Origin of the sequence: Coprococcus sp. AF51-11b1 (assembly GCF_027682785.1) — a bacterium.
In the GTDB taxonomy this organism is placed as follows: Bacteria; Bacillota; Clostridia; order Lachnospirales; family Lachnospiraceae; genus Allocoprococcus; species Allocoprococcus comes.
The window spans coordinates 47,038-65,810 of record NZ_JAQCZB010000011.1; the positions used below are offsets into that span (position 1 = coordinate 47,038).

Consider the following 18,773-nt stretch of genomic DNA (forward strand, 5'->3'; position numbering starts at 1 on the left):
GTCAAATTATATATCCGACTTTCCTAATGCATTTTAGTATGCACGTTTGTCAAGAATATCCTGTGTAAGTGGTGTTACATCAAAATCTTTTTCTTCGTCTAAGCTGTTTGTAGCTTTTACAGATTTAACTGTGTCATCATGAGCAAAGATTTCTTCATCTACATAGTTCAATTTATCAATGTCTTCGCCAGCTTCAAGTTTTTTGATAAGTTCTTCAGCACGTGGTCCGTGAAGTGGGTTACACTCTACATCGCATTCGATCTTTCCATCAAGAACATCCTGAAGTCCTGCATGTGTTGTATCGAAAGAAATTACCATGATTTCGCCGTTAGCGATATCAGATCCAACTGTCTTACCTGCTGCTTCGATTGCATCGATTGCTCCGAATGCTTCGTTATCATTCTCGCAGTATACTACATTGATGTTGTCATACTGTTTCAGCATAGACTCCATAACTTCCTGACCTTTAGCCTGTGTAAATTCACCTGTCTGCTGAGCTACAAGATCCCATCCGTATTTGTCAACGCCTTCTTCAAGACCTTTTGTACGTCCGATCTGAGCTGTAGATCCGATTGTTCCCTGGATATCAGCGATATGGATATCAGATGCTGCGATTCCTTTTGCTTCTGCAAATCCGTTCAGCCATTCAGCTGCTTTACGACCTTCACAAAGAGCATCGGTTCCGATCCATGTTGTGTAAAGGCTGTCATCAGATACATCAACCATACGGTCAACGATGATTACCGGGATGTCTGCATCTTTTGCTTCCTGAAGAACTGTATCCCATCCTGTCTCTGTAACAGGTGCAAGAAGAATGTAATCAACCTCCTGCTGGATAAAGTTACGGATTGCTGTGATCTGGTTTTCCTGTTTCTGCTGAGCATCATCAAAGATCAGGTCATATCCGTTTTCTTTGCTGAATGTGTCTTTCATTGACTGAGAGTTTGCTGTACGCCAGTCAGATTCTGCACCTACCTGTGAGAAACCTACTGTGATCACATCATCGGATGAGCTTGATGAATCACTGCTCTTGTCGCTGCTGTCAGATCCTTTGCTTCCACCGCATCCAACTGCTAAAGCTGCTGTCATCGCTGCACATAACAATACTGCTAACACTTTTCTTTTTTTCATTTTACATGTTCCTCCTTCATTGGGTTTTCTTAACCTCTTGATGTACTTATAATAATAAAATTTTCATACTTTTAATACGGAAAATCTTCCTCTTTTGGTAGAATATTTTCTGCTTTTCCGTGAAAAAGTTAGTTTTTTTATGATGGAAGTTGAATATTTTTAGCTGCTATGATGATCGTCGCATTTGTGCCTTCATTTTCCTTGCTTTCAAAGAACACTCCGTATTCTTCCCCGTAATAATACTTGATTCTCTGGTTCACATTCGATACACCAAAGCCCTTCGCTTCATCTCCTGTATCCGTCCCTGCCATCTTTTTCCGGAGACTATTCAGTTCTTCCTCTGTCATACCTTTTCCATTGTCAATGACCTGGAAAATGATTTTATCTCCCTGCTTTTTACCGGTAATCAGGATTTTACCTTTCCCCCGCTTATTCTTAATTCCATGATAAAGCGCATTTTCGACAAGAGGCTGCAGTGTAAGCTTCGGTATAATGTAGCCGTAGATCTCCTCATCCATCTGGATCTCATAGTCCAGGATATCCTGATAGCGGAACTGCTGGATCTCCAGATAGCTCTCAATATGCGTCCGCTCTTCTTTCACTGTAATATAATCATGTCCTTTGCTTAAGGTTGTGCGGAAAAAATCAGAGAGCGAGGTTACCATTTTCACAACCTCTGCACTTTTATTTTCCTCAGCAAGCCATACAATGGCATCAAGAGTATTGTAAAGGAAATGTGGATTGATCTGTTCCTGCAGAAGTCGGTTCTCAATAATTCTGAGATTTTCCTGCTTTTTCCGGATATCATCTACCAGAATCCCGATTTCCTCTGTCATATCGTTAAAGCTCCGCGTGAGCACCGCAATCTCGTCCCCCGCTTCGACCTGTGTTTTTACAGAAAAATCACCGCCGGCAACCTTCTCTGTCAGATCACACAGATCGCGGATCGGTCTTGTCACACTTCTTGCTGCTCGTCCACTGAGCAGCAGGGAAATACTCATCGCAACAATTGCCACTCCGACCGCTAAAATGGTCGAATTACGGTTATTCCGGTTCAGTTCCGTCTGTACAGTCACAAAATTGGAAGTTTCCAGATAGACATAGTCCTGGATTCCGGTCTGTACCAGTGTCGTCAGATCTTTGACATTACTGTTAAAATATTCCATTCTCTCATCATAAGAAGTCCGTTCTTTAATCTGTTTATCCAGATCCTGTACACAAAAACGGAGTGAAGACAGTGAATTTTTAATACGTCCCGCCTGTGACTGGGTGAGCGGAACCGTCGCATTTTGCGTCATCTTATCACACGCCTCTTCCATCTCCGTAATATAGTCGTATGGATTCACCGTCACTACTCCATTTACCGTCGTAACTCCATCTCCGACCTCCTTAAGCTGCTTATTACTTACCACAGCAAGATACACACTATAATCCAGCCGACTTTTAAAGTCTTTCACATAACGGTTGGCATAGGCAATACTTTTTGTAATCTCAGAATAAGCTGATGCCGCATTATTTAAAGACACGATCAAATAGGCGGCCAGAATTACCATTGGCAGAAATGCTGACAGCGAAATGGAAAGCAGTTTCTTATTGATCGACCAGTTCTTATATTTCACCTTCATATTTTATCCCCTTCCTCTTGAACGGAATTCCTTCGGCGAACATCCCTGTGTCTTTTTGAATATATAGCTGAAATAATGGGAATCTTTGTATCCCACCTCATATCCGATGTCCGATGTCCTCTTATCCGAACACATCAGAAGCTCTTTTGCTTTTTCCATACGAACACCCGTCAGATATTCTACAAAGGTTGAGCCAACCTCCTGACTAAACAAAGAGCTGAAATAGCTCGGACTGATGTTGACGCTCGAAGCCACCAGGTTCAGTGAAATATTCTCTGACATATAATTTTGTCCGATATAATCTCTCGCTTTTTCAATAATTTCTGAATAGCGTCTGCCCGATGCCTGCTCTCTTAACCGGATCATTCGTCTGACTATATTTTCCAGGTACTTCCTCGTTGCCTCCAGTTCCTGCACATACTGCGATACCTCCTGCACATCGCCAAGCTCTCTTTCAATATCTTCTTTTTCAATGTTCAAACTGTCTCCCAGACTTTGGACGCTGATAAAAGTATCCATTACAATATACTGTCTCAACATCATCGACTGCAGGTTCTGCTCACCAATTGCATCAAAATATGCATCCATAAAGCTTTTTACTTCATTTTCCGTTCCTGTCTTCAGGAAACGCTCCAGCATTTTCCGGTTCTCCGCCATGGTTCCGAGTCTGTGCATCTCAACGTCATTCTGAACCCCCATTTGATGAACCTCTGAATAACTCACAAACTGTCTCAAACTTCTTGAAAAACGCTCTGCAAAGGCTCTGTTTGCATCATTGTAGGATCTTTTAATCTCACTGAACCTCCCCACCTGACTTCCAATTCCTCCAAAATATTCCAGATTTTTATATTTTTCCAGAACTTTTTCCAGATCTTCCCTAAATGTCTGAGCTCTCGCAGTCAGTTCTTCACCAACAGCTCCCTGTGCAATAAATCCCCATCCTTCTACACCTCTCCGGAACCACAGGAGCTTTTCTGTCTGCTCACTCAGATTTTCTATATTTTCAGTTGCACTTACAATATCCTCGCTATAATCCATCGGATGATCGATCATAATGATCTTAAAGAGGATCACACAATATCCCTCTGCACTGATTTCAATTCCCAGTTGCTTTCCCTGCTCCAGGCATTCTCCAAATGGCATACTTCCTGCAAACACCTGATTGAAAAACTGAAACTTTTCACTTTCTTTGTTTTCCTGCATTTCACGGGCATATTGATTCATCTGCTCTTTTTCGCTTTGCTCTTTCCGGATTTCTTCTGCTACTTTGTTAACTGCATCCAACAATTTTTCTGAAGAAATTGGCTTCAGAAGATAATCGGTTACACCGATCTTAATCGCCATCTTTGCATAATCAAACTCATTATATCCACTCAGAATCATGATTTTCGTAGCCGGAAGTACTTTTTTAACCTGCTCGCTGAGTTCCAGTCCATCCATAAAAGGCATCTTAATATCCGTGATCAGGATGTCTGGTTTCTTTTCAAGAATCATCGGTAACGCAAGTTCTCCATCACTTGCCTCTCCGACAAAGTCATATCCATGCATTTCCCAATTAATACTGTTCTTGATCCCATTTCTGATAATAATTTCATCTTCAACCAAAAATACTTTTATCATTCTTCTTCCTGCCTTTAATATGTTCTGTTTTCTATAATTTCATCCAAATCCATAGTTCCATCAAAATATGTTTCTTCCACGTATTGTTCCTTATCAATGGAAATATCCGATTCCAGTCTCTGGATCAGTTCTGCCGCTTTCGGTCCCTGGCCCGGATTGCATTCAAAGGTTACATTCAATTTACCTTCTTTTACAGCTTCGATCCCCGCTTTGCTTCCACCAAATGAAATCACAATAATATCTCCGTCCTCTCCACAGGTCTTTCCTGATTTCTCGATCGCATCGATGGCTCCCAGTGCCATCTCGTCACTCTCTGCAAACACTACCCGTAAATCCGGTTCCTGCTCAAGAAATAGTTTCATGACTTTCTGTGCCTCTTCTCTGGAATTGTCACCGGTCTGTTGTGCCACCATCTCCCAGTCCGAATACTTCTCCAGCATAGTCTGATATCCCTGCGCTCTCGTCAGCTGCTCTTCCGAGCCGATGGATTCCTGAATCGCGGCGATCTTGATGGTAATGTCTTCTTCTGTCTGCTCATCCTCTGTCGAATCCGTCTCATCCTTCGCCGTTGAACTGCTTTTCATAATTTTATCAAAAATGGATGCACTGCTATCTGTCGCTTTTGAACTGTCTGTATTTACTTCCGTATCTTCACTGTCCGTCTGTTCCGATTCTTCCTGAGTCGGTGTCTCAGAAGCCGCCTTTTCTTTCTCTGCCTTTTTCTCGTCCTCTTCTTTCAGATATTCATCCAACCATTTTCCTGCCTTTTTCATCTGTTTTCCGTAATCACTTCCAAGCATGCACGAATACAGACTGCTGTCATCCGTATCAACACCGTTATTCACAAGGATTACAGGAATATGTGCCTTTTTTGCATCTTCCAGCACATCATCCCAGCCAATTTCAGAAATCGGATTCAGAATGATATAGTCCACACCCTGTTTTATAAATCCTTTCACATCTTCAATCTGTTTTTCCTGATCGCTACCTGCATCTGCATACACCGCTTCATAGCCGTTTGATTTGACAAATGTATCCATAAAAGACGCTGTATTTGCATCCTTCCATGAGCTTTCTTCTCCACTCTGTGAAATTCCCACTGTGATCAGATAATCGAACTCGCTTTGCAGATTATCCCCATTTCTTGTCTCTCCTGTAAATAAAGAAAGTGCAAATGTACCAGCCGATATAATCAATATCAATACTGCCGCAACCTTTAAAATAAATCGCCCTACACGTCCCATGTCGTTCCTCCTTCACGTCTGTTAAAGGACATTCTTTTCAGATGTTTTCTATTATACACTGACTTTTATCAGAAAGAAAGGTAGAAATCGAGCAGACCAGCTCACTATATACACAAAAAACCACAGGCATAAATGCCTGTGGCTTTCGATCTCATTTGATTATACAAGCTCAAGAATAACTTCCATTGCAGCGTCACCTTTACGCTGTCCAATTTTGATGATTCTTGTATATCCGCCGTTGCGGTCTGCATACTTCGGAGCAATCTCTGTAAACAGTTTGTCTACGAGATCAACTTCTTTTGTATTTTTCTTCTTTCCAGCTGCAGCAGTCGGAACTTCTGTTACAGGGTAAAGTACTTTCAGCATCTGACGTCTTGCATGAAGTCTTGACGGATTGTCTTTTTTGATTGTCTTTTCAACTTCTTCGTATACAGTAACTTTCTTACCATCTACTACTTCTTTAACTCTCTTGCCTTCTGCATCTTTCTTAGCAACTTTAGCTTTGATTGTAACTTCTTCGAAGTTATCTTTTTCTTTTACAGCTGAAGCGATAAGACCTTCTGCGATCTTACGGATTTCTTTAGCTTTAGCTTCTGTTGTTCTGATTTTTCCGTGCTGAAGAAGCATTGTTACCTGATTTCTCAGTAATGCTTTTCTCTGACTTGCTGTTCTTCCAAGTTTTCTATACTTTGCCATTTTTTTATCCTCCATTATTCGGGACATACCGGCATGCACCTTCGGTCTTACTGCGGATATGCCATCTGGTTATGCTTTCATCGGGCTTACTAGCCAGATCGTGTGTCAGTGTTTCTGCCTGTATTCACATGCGAAACGGGAACTTCTTATTCGTCTCCCTGGCTGAGTTCAAGACCAAGTTCTTTTAATTTAGCAAGAACTTCTTCAAGAGATTTACGTCCAAGGTTACGAACTTTCATCATATCTTCTGATGTTCTGTTTGTAAGTTCTTCTACAGTATTGATTCCTGCTCTCTTCAGACAGTTATATGAACGAACAGAAAGTTCAAGTTCATCAATACTCATTTCAAGAACTTTTTCTTTTTCATCGTCTTCCTTTTCAATCATAACTTCCGCTGACTGAGCAACTTCAGAAAGATCAATAAAGAGCTTGAGATGTTCATTTAATACTTTTGCAGCAAGGCTGACTGCTTCATCCGGTGCAAGAGTACCATTTGTATAAACATCAAGTGTGAGTTTATCATAATCGGTAATCTGTCCGACACGAGTATTCTGAACTGTAAGATTTACACGCTCAACCGGTGTATAGATAGAGTCGATCGGAATTACACCAATCGGCATATCTTCTGTCTTATTCTTATCAGAACCTACATATCCTCTTCCCTTTGTGATAGTCAGTTCCATATAAAGCTTGCTGTCTGCACCGCCGTTAAGTGTAGCGATTACAGTTTCCGGATTCATGATTTCAATATCAGAATCTGCCTGAATATCAGCAGCTGTAACTACGCCCTCTCCCTCAAATTCGATGTAAGCTGTTTTCGGCTCATCTGTCTCGGAAGAATTCTTAATTGCGAGTGTTTTTAAATTCATGATAATTTCAGTTACGTCTTCCTTTACGCCCGGAATAGAACTGAACTCATGCAATACTCCGTCGATTTTAATCTGGCTGATTGCAGCTCCCGGCAGAGAAGAAAGCATAATCCTTCTCAGAGAGTTTCCAAGTGTTGTACCATATCCTCTTTCAAGTGGTTCTACAACAAATCTGCCATACTTCTTATCATCTGAAATTTCTGCAATTTCAATATTAGGTTTATTAAAATCAAACACTATTTTGGTCCCTCCTTATGGGTTTTTGTATGTTGAGGGTGTCAGTTTTTGTCCTGTTTTCGATAAAAAACAGGATATTTCCTAACAGAACCTTAACGAACCCAGGAATCAGGTTCGTTAAGTATTGCATTTTATATGAATGCGTTCTATTTAGAATATAACTCGACGATCATCATTTCGTCAACTGGAACATCGATTGCTTCACGAGTAGGAAGTTCTTTAACTGTTCCTTTCAGGTTTTCGATATCTGATTCAAGCCATTCCGGAACAAGACGTCCACCTGTAACTTCTACGATATCTTTGTATCTCTGTGAAGATTTTTTACCTTCTTTAATCTCGATCACGTCACCTGCTTTAATGAGGTAAGAAGGGATGTTAACCTGTTTTCCGTTAACAAGAACCTGTTTGTGATCAACGATCTGTCTTGCTTCACGTCTTGTTCTTGCAAATCCAAGACGGAATACTACGTTATCCAGTCTTGATTCAAGAAGAACCATCAGGTTTTCACCTGTCATTCCGCTCATCTGATCTGCTTTCTTGAAGTAGTTCAGGAACGGTTTTTCTAATACACCATAGATGAATTTAGCTTTCTGCTTTTCACGCAACTGAAGACCATACTCGCTCATTTTTCTATTGGATCTCTTTAACTGTCTGTTAGACTTTTTATCAATTCCAAGATATACCGGATCCATTCCAAGGGAACGGCATCTTTTAAGAACCGGGACTCTATTTACTGCCATGTTCGTATCCTCCTATAATAATTCGACTAGACTCTTCTTCTCTTCGGCGGGCGGCATCCATTGTGTGGTACCGGTGTTACGTCTCTGATGCTTGTTACATCAATTCCGCATGCCTGAAGAGCACGGATTGCTGCTTCTCTTCCTGAACCTGGTCCTTTTACGAATACGTCTACTGATTTAAGACCATGCGGCAGAGCTGCTTTAGCTGCTGTTTCAGCTGCCATCTGAGCTGCGTATGGAGTAGATTTTCTTGAACCTCTAAAACCAAGACCACCGGCACTTGCCCATGATAAAGCATTTCCCTGTGCATCTGTCAAAGTAACGATTGTATTATTGAAAGATGACTGGATATGTGCCTGTCCGCGTTCAACGTTTTTCTTGACACGTTTTTTTGTCACTTTTTTTGTAACTTTCTTAGCCATTTAAACTAACCTACACTTTCCTTTTTATTATTTGTCGAAATTATTTCTTCTTGTTTGCTACTGTTCTCTTAGGACCTTTTCTTGTTCTTGCATTGGTCTTTGTCTTCTGACCACGAACCGGAAGTCCTTTTCTGTGACGGATTCCTCTATAGCATCCGATTTCCTGAAGTCTCTTGATGTTAAGAGCGATCTCTCTTCTAAGATCACCTTCAACTGTCTGAGTTTCATCGATCACTGCACTGATCTTTTTAACTTCGTCATCTGTAAGATCTCTGCAGCGAGTATCAGGATTAACTCCTGCTTCTGCGAGAATACGGGTTGCACTTGTTCTTCCGATTCCATAGATATAAGTCAATCCGATTTCTACACGTTTGTCTCTTGGTAAATCTACACCTGCAATACGAGCCATTTGTGATTTCCTCCATTTTCTTTCTTTTTTTGGTTTCACATTGTCCTATAATGAGGCTGCGGGCATCCCGTTATCAAAAAGAGCCCTACCGGACTTTTCAAAATGTATCCAATGCCTCAGACACGTCCGATATCCCAGCCCAGATGCGGTTCGGTATCCGCATCCTTTCCGGCAACCGATCTCTCGGCTAATGACCGCCGGTTTTTAAGCAATATACTAGAAACCACTTGCCCGTGGTGTTCATGTATATTAAATAGTGGATAACGCTCTACACACACCCTGGCGTATCCTCTATCAGCCGCCTAATTAAGTTTACATAAATCTGTCCATTCATATGCTCCGTGCACCTAAGTTCCTCTGTCGCTCTTAAGAGCTCATCGTCATTAAGGCTTGGGAGCGGTCTTCTCACTAAATCCAAGCTGCGCCTGTGGCTTGCTTTCATTAAGTGTTCAGAACCTATCCCTGACGCTGTTTATGTTTCGGATTCTCGCAGATAATTCTGACGCTTCCTTTTCTCTTGATAACTTTGCATTTTTCGCAAATCGGTTTTACTGATGATCTAACCTTCACGTCAAATCCTCCTTTCATACCTTGCCTGGTCTGCATTTTCCCCCTGTGCGCAGAAAAAGTCCCTCGCACAGTTCGCATAAAATTATATCACCTGGATTTTGGTTTTGTCAAGTAATATTTTATTTATCTCTCCAGATAATTCTTCCTTTAGATAAATCGTATGGTGACAGTTCCAGAGTAACTTTGTCACCCGGTAAAATTTTGATAAAGTTCATACGCAGCTTTCCGCTGATATGTGCAAGTACCTGATGTCCATTTTCCAGTTCTACCTGAAACATGGCATTCGGAAGTTTTTCTACTACTGTTCCTTCGATTTCAATTACATCTGCTTTAGACATTTATTTGTCCTCCTTCTTTTCTGACATCTTATATTCTTTTAATATCCGTTTCAGCTTTACATCATCCGCTTCGGAAATCTCATGCTGTTCTCTAATGAGCTGTACATGTTTCTTTTTCTTTTTCTTTGGACTCTGAAGCGTTTTCCTCTCCCCGTCTGCAAGATATGTAAACTGTTCATCCAGTCCGACGATCACATATACCTTATCTTTATCATGACCGGCCAGAGATTTCGCAAGCATTCCTGTTTCCCATCTATCCATTTTCTGTTCCTCTGTTCTGTTATACATTTCCATCTGCAATCGACAGGATCTTCGGTTCGTCTTTTGTGATCAGAATTGTATTTTCATAATGTGCTGATTCTTTTCTGTCTGCCGTCACCACCGTCCAGTTATCACTCATCCAGCGAATCCGCTCTGTTCCGAGATTGACCATCGGCTCAATTGCCAGTGTCATTCCGGCTTTCAGCTTCGGTCCTCTTCTTCGCATCTGGAAATTCGGAATCTCCGGTGATTCATGAAGACTGGTCCCGATTCCATGTCCGCACAGTTCCCTGACAACACCGTATCCAAAGCTTTCCGCATAATCACCGATTGCTCGGGATATATCATATAGATGATTGCCTTCTTTTGCGAACTTTATTCCTTCGAAGAAGCTTTCCCTCGTTACATCGATCAGTTTCTGAAGATCCGGTCTGACCTCACCGACAGCATGTGTCCTTGCAGCATCAGAATGATAACCTTTGTAGATCACTCCTGCGTCCAGGCTCACAATATCACCTTCTTTTATGAGGTGCTTTGCTGACGGAATCCCATGAACGATTTCATCATTTACAGAAACACAGATAGACGCCGGATATCCATTGTAATTCAGAAAAGAAGGTTCGCAGCCATAGCTGCGAATAACTTCTTCACCTAATGCATCGATATCCAGTGTACTCATTCCTGGTTTTAATGCCTTCTCCAGTTCCTTATGTACGATCCCCAGAATCCTTCCGGCTTCTGTCATCAGTTCAATTTCTCTTTCTGATTTAATCGTAATCGGCATCTGTTACTCTCCTAATATAGAAACAATGGCTCCGAATACATCTTCCATATCCACTGTTCCATCAACGCTTTTCAGAATTCCCGCTTTTGTATAATAATCGATCAGCGGCTGTGTCTGATCATGATATACATGCAGCCTCTTTTCAACTGTCTCCGGTTTGTCATCATCACGAAGGATCAGCTCTCCTCCGCAGACATCACAGATTCCGTCTTTCTTCGGTGCAGCATATACAAGATGGTAAGTTGCGCCACATCCTACGCATGCGCGTCTTCCACCCATACGCTTTACAATATTCTCGTCCGGAACATCTACATCGATTGCATAGTCCATCTTCTGTCCCTTCGCTTCCAGTGCCTTATCAAGCGCCTCAGCCTGTGGAATTGTACGTGGGAAACCGTCCAGTACATATCCCTTCGTACAGTCATCCTGACTCACACGATCTACTACAAGATCTACGACCAATTCATCCGGAACAAGAAGTCCCTGATCCATATAAGTCTTCGCTTTCTTTCCAAGTTCAGTTCCGTTCTTAATATTTGCGCGGAAAATATCTCCTGTTGAAATATGAGGAATTCCGTACTTAGCGGCAATTTTTTTTGCCTGTGTACCTTTTCCTGCACCAGGAGCACCTAACATAATGATTTTCATTTTACTATTCCTCCTTCAAATGTCATAATGGCAAAAGAGCCCGTTGTCTTTGATTATACTCTAAAAGACAACGGGCTACAATTGTTTTAATATCCAAGAAAACTATTTTTCATAGATTTTCCTTTGACATTCAAAAATCCTGTGTAATTACGAACGAGCATCTGAGACTCAATCTGTTTGAGTGTCTCAAGAACAACACCGATGATAATGATCAGAGAAGTTCCACCGAATGATACATTCGCTCCAAACACACCATTGAACACAAACGGAATTACCTGTACAATTACAAGTCCGCATGCACCAATAAAGATAATATAATTTAATATCTTATTTAAGTAGTCCACAGTAGGTTTTCCAGGTCTGATACCTGGGATAAATCCACCGCTTTTTTTCATATTATTTGCAATTTCCAACGGGTTAAAAGTAATGCTCGTATAGAAATATGCAAAGAAAATCGTAAGTACGATATATACTATAAGTCCCCAGGAATAGTAAATCTTATTCGGATTACACCAGTTTCCTGAACTTAAGCCTCTGAGGATTTCACTTCCGATGCCTTTTCCGTTGCCCTTGCCCATAAATGAAGCAATTACAACCGGGAACTGCATAATAGATGAAGCGAAAATAACCGGAATTACTCCGGCGGTATTAACCTTCAGCGGAATGTTCGTTGACTGTCCACCTACTGATTTTCTCCCCTGTACTTTCTGCGAATACTGAACCGGAATTCGTCTCTCCGCATCCTGAAGTATTACCGTAAATACTACAAGTACGAGAATGATTGCAATGATGATGATTGCTGCAAGTCCTCCACTGGCAAGACCTTTGCCGCTGATGAACTTCTCATACAGTGAGGTCATATCACTTGGAATGCGTGATAAAATGTTAATGAGCAGGACAATAGAAATACCATTTCCCACTCCTTTTTCTGTAATTCGTTCCCCGATCCACATAAGGAATGCAGATCCTGCAGTTAATGTAAGAACTACAATTGTAGCATTTACAAAATTGAACTTTTCCAGAAGTCCCTGACGTCCAAATCCAACAGCCATAGCTGTAGATTCAATCAGAGCAAGCACAACTGTCACATAACGAGTTAATGCGGTAAGCTTCTTTCTTCCATCTTCCCCTTCTTTCTGCATTTCCTCAAGCTTTGGAATTGCAATTGTAAGAAGCTGGATGATAATGGAAGATGTGATATACGGGGTAATACTCAATGCAAAGATGGACATCGTCTCAAACGAACCGCCGGTGAAAGCGTTAAAAAAGTTAAACGAATCACCGGTCTGGTTCGCAAAGAAATTCTGAATATAGGTCGGATCAACTCCCGGTGTCGGAAGCTGAGATCCGAGTCTTACTACAAACAGCATTGCAAGGGTATACAATATTTTTCTCCGTATGTCTTCAATCTGAAATGCTTTACGGAATGTTTGTAGCATTAGATCACCTCTGCTTTTCCACCAACAGCTTCAATCTTTTCTACAGCACCTGCGCTGAATGCATTTGCCTGAACAGTAAGCTTTTTGGTTAACTCTCCATTTCCAAGAATTTTAACACCATCTCTGGCATGTTTTACGATTCCTGCTTCAATCAGAGTTTCAACAGAAACTACTGCATCGTTGTCAAATACTTCAAGAGCACTGACATTGATTCCAACGATTTCCTTAGAGTTTCTGCAAGTGAAACCTCTCTTAGGAATACGTCTGTATAATGGCATCTGTCCACCTTCGAAACCTGGTCTCGGAGCTCCAGAACGAGCTTTCTGACCTTTGTGTCCCTTACCAGCAGTCTTACCATTTCCTGAGCCGTGTCCACGACCTCTTCTGAAATTATCGCTATGTTTTGATCCGTCAGCCGGTCTTAAATTAGATAAGTCCATTGTGACACCTCCTATCTAAGATTTATGCTTCTTCTTCTACTTTTACCAGATGTCTTACCTGCTGAACCATTCCTCTGGTTGCAGCGTTATCCGGAAGGACAACTGTCTTATTAACCTTCTTAAGGCCTAATGCTTCTACTGTTCTTCTGTGTTTCGGAACAGCACCGATTGTTGATTTTACTAATGTGATTTTTAAATTTGCCATTGTAATCTCCTCCCTAGCCTAAGATCTCTTCTACAGTTTTACCGCGAAGTTTAGCTACGTCTTCTGGAGCTTTCAGCTGACTTAAACCTTCGATAGTAGCAAGTACTACGTTCTGTTTGTTGTTAGATCCGAGAGATTTTGTACGGATGTTCTTGATACCTGCAAGTTCGATTACGGCACGAGCCGGTCCACCTGCGATAACACCAGTACCTTCCGGAGCTTTTTTCAGAAGTACAGAAGCACTTCCGAATTTTCCAATATAATCATGTGTAATACTGTCGTTTTCATCTAAAGTAACTTTGATAAGTTTCTTCATAGCATCTTCTTTTCCTTTGCGGATTGCTTCCGGAATTTCAGCTGCTTTTCCTAAACCTGCACCAACATGGCCGTTTCCGTCGCCAACAACTACTAAAGCTGTGAATCTCATGTTACGACCACCCTTAACAACTTTGGTAACACGTTTGATTGATACTACTTTTTCGGTAAGTTCTAACTGATTAGCATCAATACGTTCCTGTTTCATGTGTCCGTCCTCCTTCTAGAAATTCAAACCAGCTTCTCTTGCTGCGTCTGCTAATGCTTTGATTTTTCCGTGATAGATAAATCCTCCTCTGTCAAATACAACAGAAGTGATACCTTTCTCGATTGCTTTTTTTGCAATTACTGTTCCAAGGTATGCTGCTGCTTCAACGTTGTTGGTTTTTTCCAGTTCTGCTTTCACATCTTTCTGAAGAGTGGAAGCGGAAACCAGAGTGTTTCCAACTGTATCGTCAATAATCTGAGCATACATATGATTATTACTTCTAAACACAGCGAGACGCGGTCTTTCAGCTGTACCACTGAAACGGTTACGCAGTTTTCTATGTTTATTTACACGAACTTCGCTTCTTGATTTCTTACTAACCATTTGTTCACACTCTCCTTACTTATTTTTTACCAGTTTTACCAACTTTACGTCTGATAACTTCATCAGCATATTTGATTCCCTTGCCCTTATAAGGTTCCGGTCTTCTCTTATCTCTGATTTCAGCTGCGTACTGGCCAACTTTTTCTTTACTGATTCCCTTAACGATGATTTTGTTCTGTCCGTCAAGAACAGTTTCGATTCCTTCCGGATCTTCCATCTCAACCGGGTGAGAGTATCCCAAATTCAATGTTAATTTGTTTCCTGATTTGGAAGCTCTGTAACCTACACCGTTTACTTCAAGAACTTTTTCATATCCTTCAGTAACACCGATTACCATGTTGTTGATCAGTGTTCTTGTAAGACCATGAAGAGATTTCATCTTCTTGAGATCGTTCGGTCTTGTTACGATAACTTCTTCGCCTTCTTTTTTGATTTCCATTTCAACTGGAAGTTCTCTTACGAGAGTTCCCTTAGGACCTTTAACAGTCACTACATTCTTCTCTGCGATTTCAACAGTTACGCCTGCCGGGATCGCTACTGGATGTCTTCCGATACGTGACATACCTTTTACCTCCTACACTTACATTTTCGGAACAGCACCTTATGGCTGCTCTGTTTTCAGTTGCAATTTATTGAGTATCGAATGAAATCACAGGAAATATGATTTCATTCGTTTTCTCCATTTTATCTGGTTATTACCATACGAAGCAAAGAACTTCTCCGCCTACGCCGAGCTTTCTGGCTTCTTTGTCTGTAATCACGCCCTGGTTTGTAGAGATGATTGCAGTTCCAAGTCCTCCAAGTACTCTCGGAAGTTCGTCTTTACCAGCGTAAACACGAAGACCTGGTTTAGAAATCTTTTTGATTCCAGAAATAACTTTTTCGTTCTTATCTGCACCATATTTTAATGTGATGCGGATTGTGTTGAAGTTTCCTTCTTCTACGATGTCATATTTTGTGATGTATCCTTCGTTAACGAGAATGTCAGCGATAGCGATCTTCATCTTTGAAGCCGGAACATCTACTGTATCATGTTTTGCAGTGTTTGCGTTACGGATTCTTGTAAGCATATCTGCAATTGGATCACTCATAGTCATTGTGGATTATCCTCCTTTTCTACCAACTTGCTTTCTTTACGCCCGGAATTTCACCTTTGTATGCCAGTTCACGGAAGCATACACGGCAGATTCCATATTTTCTTAAATATGCATGTGGACGTCCACAGATTCTGCAACGATTATATTCTCTTGTAGAGAATTTCTGTTTGCGCTGCTGTTTCAGTTTCATTGCTGTCTTTGCCATGAAAATTTCCTCCTTATTTTGTGAATGGCATGTTGAACTGTGTTAACAATTCACGTGCTTCTTCGTCTGTATTAGCAGTTGTTACGAAGATAACATCCATACCTCTAACCTTATCTACTTTATCATATTCGATTTCTGGGAAGATAAGCTGCTCCTTGATACCAAGAGCGTAGTTACCTCTTCCGTCGAATGCGTTCGGATTAACTCCTCTAAAGTCACGTACACGAGGCAGTGCAAGGTTGATGAGACGATCAACGAACTCATACATCTTTTCTCCTCTTAAAGTAACTTTGCATCCGATAGCCATTCCTTCACGGATTTTGAAGTTAGCTACTGAATTTTTAGCTCTGGTCAGAACTGCTTTCTGTCCAGTGATCTTTTCCATATCAGCTACAGCTGAGTCTAATGCTTTTGCATTGTCTTTTGCTTCGCCAACGCCCATGTTGATAACAACCTTGTCGAGCTTCGGCACTTCCATAATATTCTTATAACCAAATTTTTTGATCATTGCGTCAATGATCTCGTTCTGGTACTGTTCTTTAAGTCTACTCAAAGCCTTTGACCTCCTTCCTAGAACTAATCAATTACTTCGCCTGTTGATTTTGCAACACGTACTTTTTTGTCTCCATCAAGTTTGAAGCCTACTCTTGTAGCTTTTCCCTTGTGAACATACATTACGTTAGATGCATCGATCGGTCCTTCCTGATGAAGGATTCCGCCTTCCGGATTAGAAGCGCTTGGTTTAGCATGTTTTGTTCTCATGTTAACGCCTTCTACCAGGACTGTACCGTTTTTCTGATCTACTGCGATTACTTTGCCTTCTTTGTCTTTATCTTTTCCAGCGATAACTTTAACGGTATCGCCTTTTTTGATCTTCATTGTTGACATACTCGAACCTCCTTACAGTACTTCCGGAGCCAGTGAAACAATTTTCATAAACTGTTTCTCACGAAGTTCTCTGGCTACAGGTCCAAAAATACGAGTTCCTTTTGGGTTTTTGTCATCTTTAATAATAACAGCAGCATTTTCATCGAATCTGATGTATGATCCATCTTTACGACGAGTGCTGTTTACAGTACGAACAACTACAGCTTTAACGACATCACCTTTTTTAACAACGCCGCCTGGTGTTGCATCTTTAACCGAAGCAACGATTACATCACCGATAGCTGCATATCTTCTTGTAGAACCGCCTAATACACGGATACAGAGTAATTCTTTAGCACCTGTATTATCTGCTACTTTTAATCTGCTTTCTTGCTGTATCATGCAGGTAAACCTCCTTATACTTTTATCAAAGTCAAACTATTTAACTTTTTCTACGATTTCAACAAGTCTCCATCTCTTATCTTTAGATAACGGTCTTGTCTCCATAACTTTTACTCTATCACCAATATTGCATTCATTATTTTCATCATGCGCTTTCAGTTTGTAAGTTCTTTTTACGATCTTATTGTAAAGCGGATGTTTTACATGGTCTTCTACTGCAACGACGATTGTCTTGTCCATCTTGTTGCTTACAACCTTACCAACTCTCGTTTTTCTCAGGTTTCTTTCCACGGTTATACTCCTTTCTGAATATCACCTAATTAAGCATTCTGGCTTTTTTCTGTGATCACTGTCTGGATTCTTGCGATATTCTTTCTTACTTCTTTGATTCTGCTTGTATTATCTAACTGATTTGTTGCGTTCTGGAATCTCAGATTGAAGAGTTCCTTTTTAGCAGCTACTAATTCTTCATTTAATTCTGCAACAGATTTTGCTTTTAAATCTTCTACAAATGTCTTAATTTTCACTGTTATCACCGCCTTCTAAGTCTGCACGAGAAACGATTTTACATTTACATGGTAATTTGTGCATAGCAAGACGTAATGCTTCTTTCGCAACTTCTTCAGGTACTCCTGCAAGTTCGAACATTACACGTCCTGGCTTAACTACAGCTACCCAGTATTCAAGAGTTCCTTTTCCAGAACCCATACGTGTCTCAGCCGGTTTCGTTGTTACTGGTTTATCAGGGAAGATCTTGATCCAAACCTTACCACCACGTTTGATGTAACGTGTCATAGCGATACGGGCAGCTTCAATCTGGTTAGATCTGATCCAACATGGTTCCATTGCTACAAGACCATATTCACCGTTCGTGATCTTGTTTCCTCTTAATGCTTTACCTTTCATGGAGCCACGGAACTGTTTTCTACGTTTTACTCTTTTTGGCATTAACATTATTTATCGCTCCCTTCCTTACCTGCCTTTGTTGGAAGTACTTCGCCTTTGTAAATCCATACCTTAACACCAACTTTTCCGTAAGTTGTGTCTGCTTCAGCGAAGCCATAGTCAATGTCTGCTCTCAGTGTCTGAAGCGGAATAGTTCCTTCGCTGTAGAACTCTGTACGAGCCATATCAGCTCCGCCGAGACGTCCGGATACGGATGTCTTAACACCAAGTGCTCCTGATTTCATAGTTCTTGACATGCAAGATTTCATTGCACGACGGAAGGAAATACGATTTTCCAGCTGCTGTGCGATGTTTTCAGCAACGAGCTGAGCATCTTTGTCAGGTCTTTTTACTTCTTTGATGTCAACGATAACTTTCTTATCTGTCATTTTCTGAAGTTCAGCTTTTACTTTTTCGATCTCAGAACCGCCTTTACCGATTACAACACCCGGTTTAGCAGTATAAACGATGATCTTAACACGATCAGAAGCTCTTTCGATTTCAATCTTAGAAACTCCTGCGCTGTATAATTTATTCTTCAGAAATTTTCTGATTTTATGATCTTCTACTAAATAGTCAGCAAAATCTTTTTCTGCATACCATTTAGAGTCCCAGTCTTTGATAACACCGACTCTTAAGCCATGAGGATTAACTTTCTGTCCCATTATTGCC

General features: G+C 41.0%; 29 protein-coding genes. All 29 read right to left on the reverse strand.

The genetic code is table 11. From position 1 onward, the window contains the following. Positions 1 to 33: 33 nt before the first annotated feature. The gene (locus PGY05_RS11490) at positions 34 to 1,131 is read right to left on the reverse strand and encodes an ABC transporter substrate-binding protein (protein ID WP_008372586.1); all 1,098 of its coding nucleotides are present in this window, start codon (positions 1,129 to 1,131) and stop codon (positions 34 to 36) included. 137 nt (positions 1,132 to 1,268) lie between these two features. Continuing rightward, positions 1,269 to 2,756 carry a sensor histidine kinase gene (locus tag PGY05_RS11495; protein WP_227120456.1) on the reverse strand — a complete coding sequence of 496 codons (1,488 nt, stop codon included), beginning with the start codon at positions 2,754 to 2,756 and terminating at the stop codon, positions 1,269 to 1,271. Positions 2,757 to 2,759: 3 nt separating this feature from the next. Then, on the reverse strand, positions 2,760 to 4,376 hold the full coding sequence (locus PGY05_RS11500) for a response regulator (RefSeq protein WP_173686537.1): 1,617 nt from the start codon (positions 4,374 to 4,376) through the stop codon (positions 2,760 to 2,762). Positions 4,377 to 4,390: 14 nt separating this feature from the next. Continuing rightward, positions 4,391 to 5,620 (reverse strand): ABC transporter substrate-binding protein, encoded by a 1,230-nt coding sequence (locus PGY05_RS11505; RefSeq protein ID WP_270475956.1) that lies wholly within the window; start codon positions 5,618 to 5,620, stop codon positions 4,391 to 4,393. A gap of 159 nt (positions 5,621 to 5,779) precedes the next feature. Then, positions 5,780 to 6,316 (reverse strand): bL17 family ribosomal protein, encoded by a 537-nt coding sequence (locus PGY05_RS11510; RefSeq protein ID WP_022220184.1) that lies wholly within the window; start codon positions 6,314 to 6,316, stop codon positions 5,780 to 5,782. Between the two features lie 146 nt (positions 6,317 to 6,462). Then, positions 6,463 to 7,422, reverse strand: a complete 960-nt coding sequence (locus tag PGY05_RS11515) for a DNA-directed RNA polymerase subunit alpha (RefSeq protein ID WP_008372575.1) — start codon at positions 7,420 to 7,422, stop codon at positions 6,463 to 6,465. Between the two features lie 146 nt (positions 7,423 to 7,568). Beyond that, positions 7,569 to 8,162 carry a 30S ribosomal protein S4 gene (rpsD, locus tag PGY05_RS11520; protein ID WP_022220185.1) on the reverse strand — a complete coding sequence of 198 codons (594 nt, stop codon included), beginning with the start codon at positions 8,160 to 8,162 and terminating at the stop codon, positions 7,569 to 7,571. Between the two features lie 26 nt (positions 8,163 to 8,188). Further along, positions 8,189 to 8,584 (reverse strand): 30S ribosomal protein S11, encoded by a 396-nt coding sequence (gene rpsK, locus PGY05_RS11525; RefSeq protein ID WP_008372572.1) that lies wholly within the window; start codon positions 8,582 to 8,584, stop codon positions 8,189 to 8,191. A 40-nt stretch (positions 8,585 to 8,624) separates the two neighbouring features. After that, positions 8,625 to 8,993 carry a 30S ribosomal protein S13 gene (gene rpsM, locus PGY05_RS11530; protein WP_022220186.1) on the reverse strand — a complete coding sequence of 123 codons (369 nt, stop codon included), beginning with the start codon at positions 8,991 to 8,993 and terminating at the stop codon, positions 8,625 to 8,627. Between the two features lie 456 nt (positions 8,994 to 9,449). Next, on the reverse strand, positions 9,450 to 9,563 hold the full coding sequence (rpmJ, locus tag PGY05_RS11535) for a 50S ribosomal protein L36 (protein ID WP_005339020.1): 114 nt from the start codon (positions 9,561 to 9,563) through the stop codon (positions 9,450 to 9,452). 119 nt (positions 9,564 to 9,682) lie between these two features. Then, a complete protein-coding gene (infA, locus tag PGY05_RS11540; protein WP_004607275.1) occupies positions 9,683 to 9,901 on the reverse strand; it encodes a translation initiation factor IF-1 in 219 nt (72 codons plus the stop codon). Next, positions 9,902 to 10,189, reverse strand: a complete 288-nt coding sequence (locus PGY05_RS11545; protein ID WP_330673005.1) for a KOW domain-containing RNA-binding protein — start codon at positions 10,187 to 10,189, stop codon at positions 9,902 to 9,904. Further along, positions 10,182 to 10,946, reverse strand: a complete 765-nt coding sequence (gene map / locus PGY05_RS11550; RefSeq protein WP_173685588.1) for a type I methionyl aminopeptidase — start codon at positions 10,944 to 10,946, stop codon at positions 10,182 to 10,184. The genes PGY05_RS11545 and map overlap by 8 nt, the downstream gene beginning before the upstream one ends. Positions 10,947 to 10,949: 3 nt before the next feature. After that, on the reverse strand, positions 10,950 to 11,594 hold the full coding sequence (locus PGY05_RS11555) for an adenylate kinase (protein WP_022220188.1): 645 nt from the start codon (positions 11,592 to 11,594) through the stop codon (positions 10,950 to 10,952). Between the two features lie 86 nt (positions 11,595 to 11,680). Then, positions 11,681 to 13,033: a preprotein translocase subunit SecY gene (secY, locus tag PGY05_RS11560; RefSeq protein ID WP_022220189.1), complete on the reverse strand. Its 1,353-nt coding sequence runs from the start codon at positions 13,031 to 13,033 to the stop codon at positions 11,681 to 11,683. Further along, complete coding sequence (gene rplO, locus PGY05_RS11565) at positions 13,033 to 13,473, reverse strand: 50S ribosomal protein L15 (protein WP_008372558.1); 441 nt, start codon at positions 13,471 to 13,473, stop codon at positions 13,033 to 13,035. Before rplO ends, secY begins: the two co-directional genes overlap by 1 nt. Positions 13,474 to 13,495: 22 nt before the next feature. After that, the gene (rpmD, locus tag PGY05_RS11570) at positions 13,496 to 13,678 is read right to left on the reverse strand and encodes a 50S ribosomal protein L30 (RefSeq protein ID WP_008372557.1); all 183 of its coding nucleotides are present in this window, start codon (positions 13,676 to 13,678) and stop codon (positions 13,496 to 13,498) included. A 13-nt stretch (positions 13,679 to 13,691) separates the two neighbouring features. Next, positions 13,692 to 14,201 (reverse strand): 30S ribosomal protein S5, encoded by a 510-nt coding sequence (rpsE, locus tag PGY05_RS11575; protein WP_008372554.1) that lies wholly within the window; start codon positions 14,199 to 14,201, stop codon positions 13,692 to 13,694. A 15-nt stretch (positions 14,202 to 14,216) separates the two neighbouring features. Continuing rightward, positions 14,217 to 14,585 carry a 50S ribosomal protein L18 gene (rplR, locus tag PGY05_RS11580; RefSeq protein ID WP_008372552.1) on the reverse strand — a complete coding sequence of 123 codons (369 nt, stop codon included), beginning with the start codon at positions 14,583 to 14,585 and terminating at the stop codon, positions 14,217 to 14,219. 19 nt (positions 14,586 to 14,604) lie between these two features. Then, the gene (gene rplF, locus PGY05_RS11585) at positions 14,605 to 15,147 is read right to left on the reverse strand and encodes a 50S ribosomal protein L6 (protein WP_008372550.1); all 543 of its coding nucleotides are present in this window, start codon (positions 15,145 to 15,147) and stop codon (positions 14,605 to 14,607) included. Between the two features lie 133 nt (positions 15,148 to 15,280). After that, a complete protein-coding gene (gene rpsH / locus PGY05_RS11590) occupies positions 15,281 to 15,682 on the reverse strand; it encodes a 30S ribosomal protein S8 (protein WP_008372548.1) in 402 nt (133 codons plus the stop codon). 19 nt (positions 15,683 to 15,701) lie between these two features. Next, positions 15,702 to 15,887 carry a type Z 30S ribosomal protein S14 gene (locus PGY05_RS11595; protein ID WP_008372546.1) on the reverse strand — a complete coding sequence of 62 codons (186 nt, stop codon included), beginning with the start codon at positions 15,885 to 15,887 and terminating at the stop codon, positions 15,702 to 15,704. A gap of 13 nt (positions 15,888 to 15,900) precedes the next feature. Beyond that, positions 15,901 to 16,440, reverse strand: a complete 540-nt coding sequence (gene rplE / locus PGY05_RS11600; RefSeq protein ID WP_008372545.1) for a 50S ribosomal protein L5 — start codon at positions 16,438 to 16,440, stop codon at positions 15,901 to 15,903. Positions 16,441 to 16,463: 23 nt separating this feature from the next. Next, complete coding sequence (gene rplX, locus PGY05_RS11605; protein ID WP_022220190.1) at positions 16,464 to 16,775, reverse strand: 50S ribosomal protein L24; 312 nt, start codon at positions 16,773 to 16,775, stop codon at positions 16,464 to 16,466. A gap of 12 nt (positions 16,776 to 16,787) precedes the next feature. Next, entirely contained in the window at positions 16,788 to 17,156 is a 369-nt protein-coding gene (rplN, locus tag PGY05_RS11610) for a 50S ribosomal protein L14 (protein ID WP_008372541.1), read from the reverse strand. Between the two features lie 36 nt (positions 17,157 to 17,192). Further along, positions 17,193 to 17,447 carry a 30S ribosomal protein S17 gene (gene rpsQ, locus PGY05_RS11615; RefSeq protein ID WP_022220191.1) on the reverse strand — a complete coding sequence of 85 codons (255 nt, stop codon included), beginning with the start codon at positions 17,445 to 17,447 and terminating at the stop codon, positions 17,193 to 17,195. 29 nt (positions 17,448 to 17,476) lie between these two features. Then, positions 17,477 to 17,683, reverse strand: a complete 207-nt coding sequence (gene rpmC, locus PGY05_RS11620; RefSeq protein ID WP_008372537.1) for a 50S ribosomal protein L29 — start codon at positions 17,681 to 17,683, stop codon at positions 17,477 to 17,479. Continuing rightward, complete coding sequence (rplP, locus tag PGY05_RS11625; RefSeq protein WP_008372535.1) at positions 17,673 to 18,110, reverse strand: 50S ribosomal protein L16; 438 nt, start codon at positions 18,108 to 18,110, stop codon at positions 17,673 to 17,675. Before rplP ends, rpmC begins: the two co-directional genes overlap by 11 nt. Then, a complete protein-coding gene (rpsC, locus tag PGY05_RS11630; protein WP_008372532.1) occupies positions 18,110 to 18,766 on the reverse strand; it encodes a 30S ribosomal protein S3 in 657 nt (218 codons plus the stop codon). The genes rplP and rpsC overlap by 1 nt, the downstream gene beginning before the upstream one ends. Between the last annotated feature and the right edge of the window lie 7 nt (positions 18,767 to 18,773).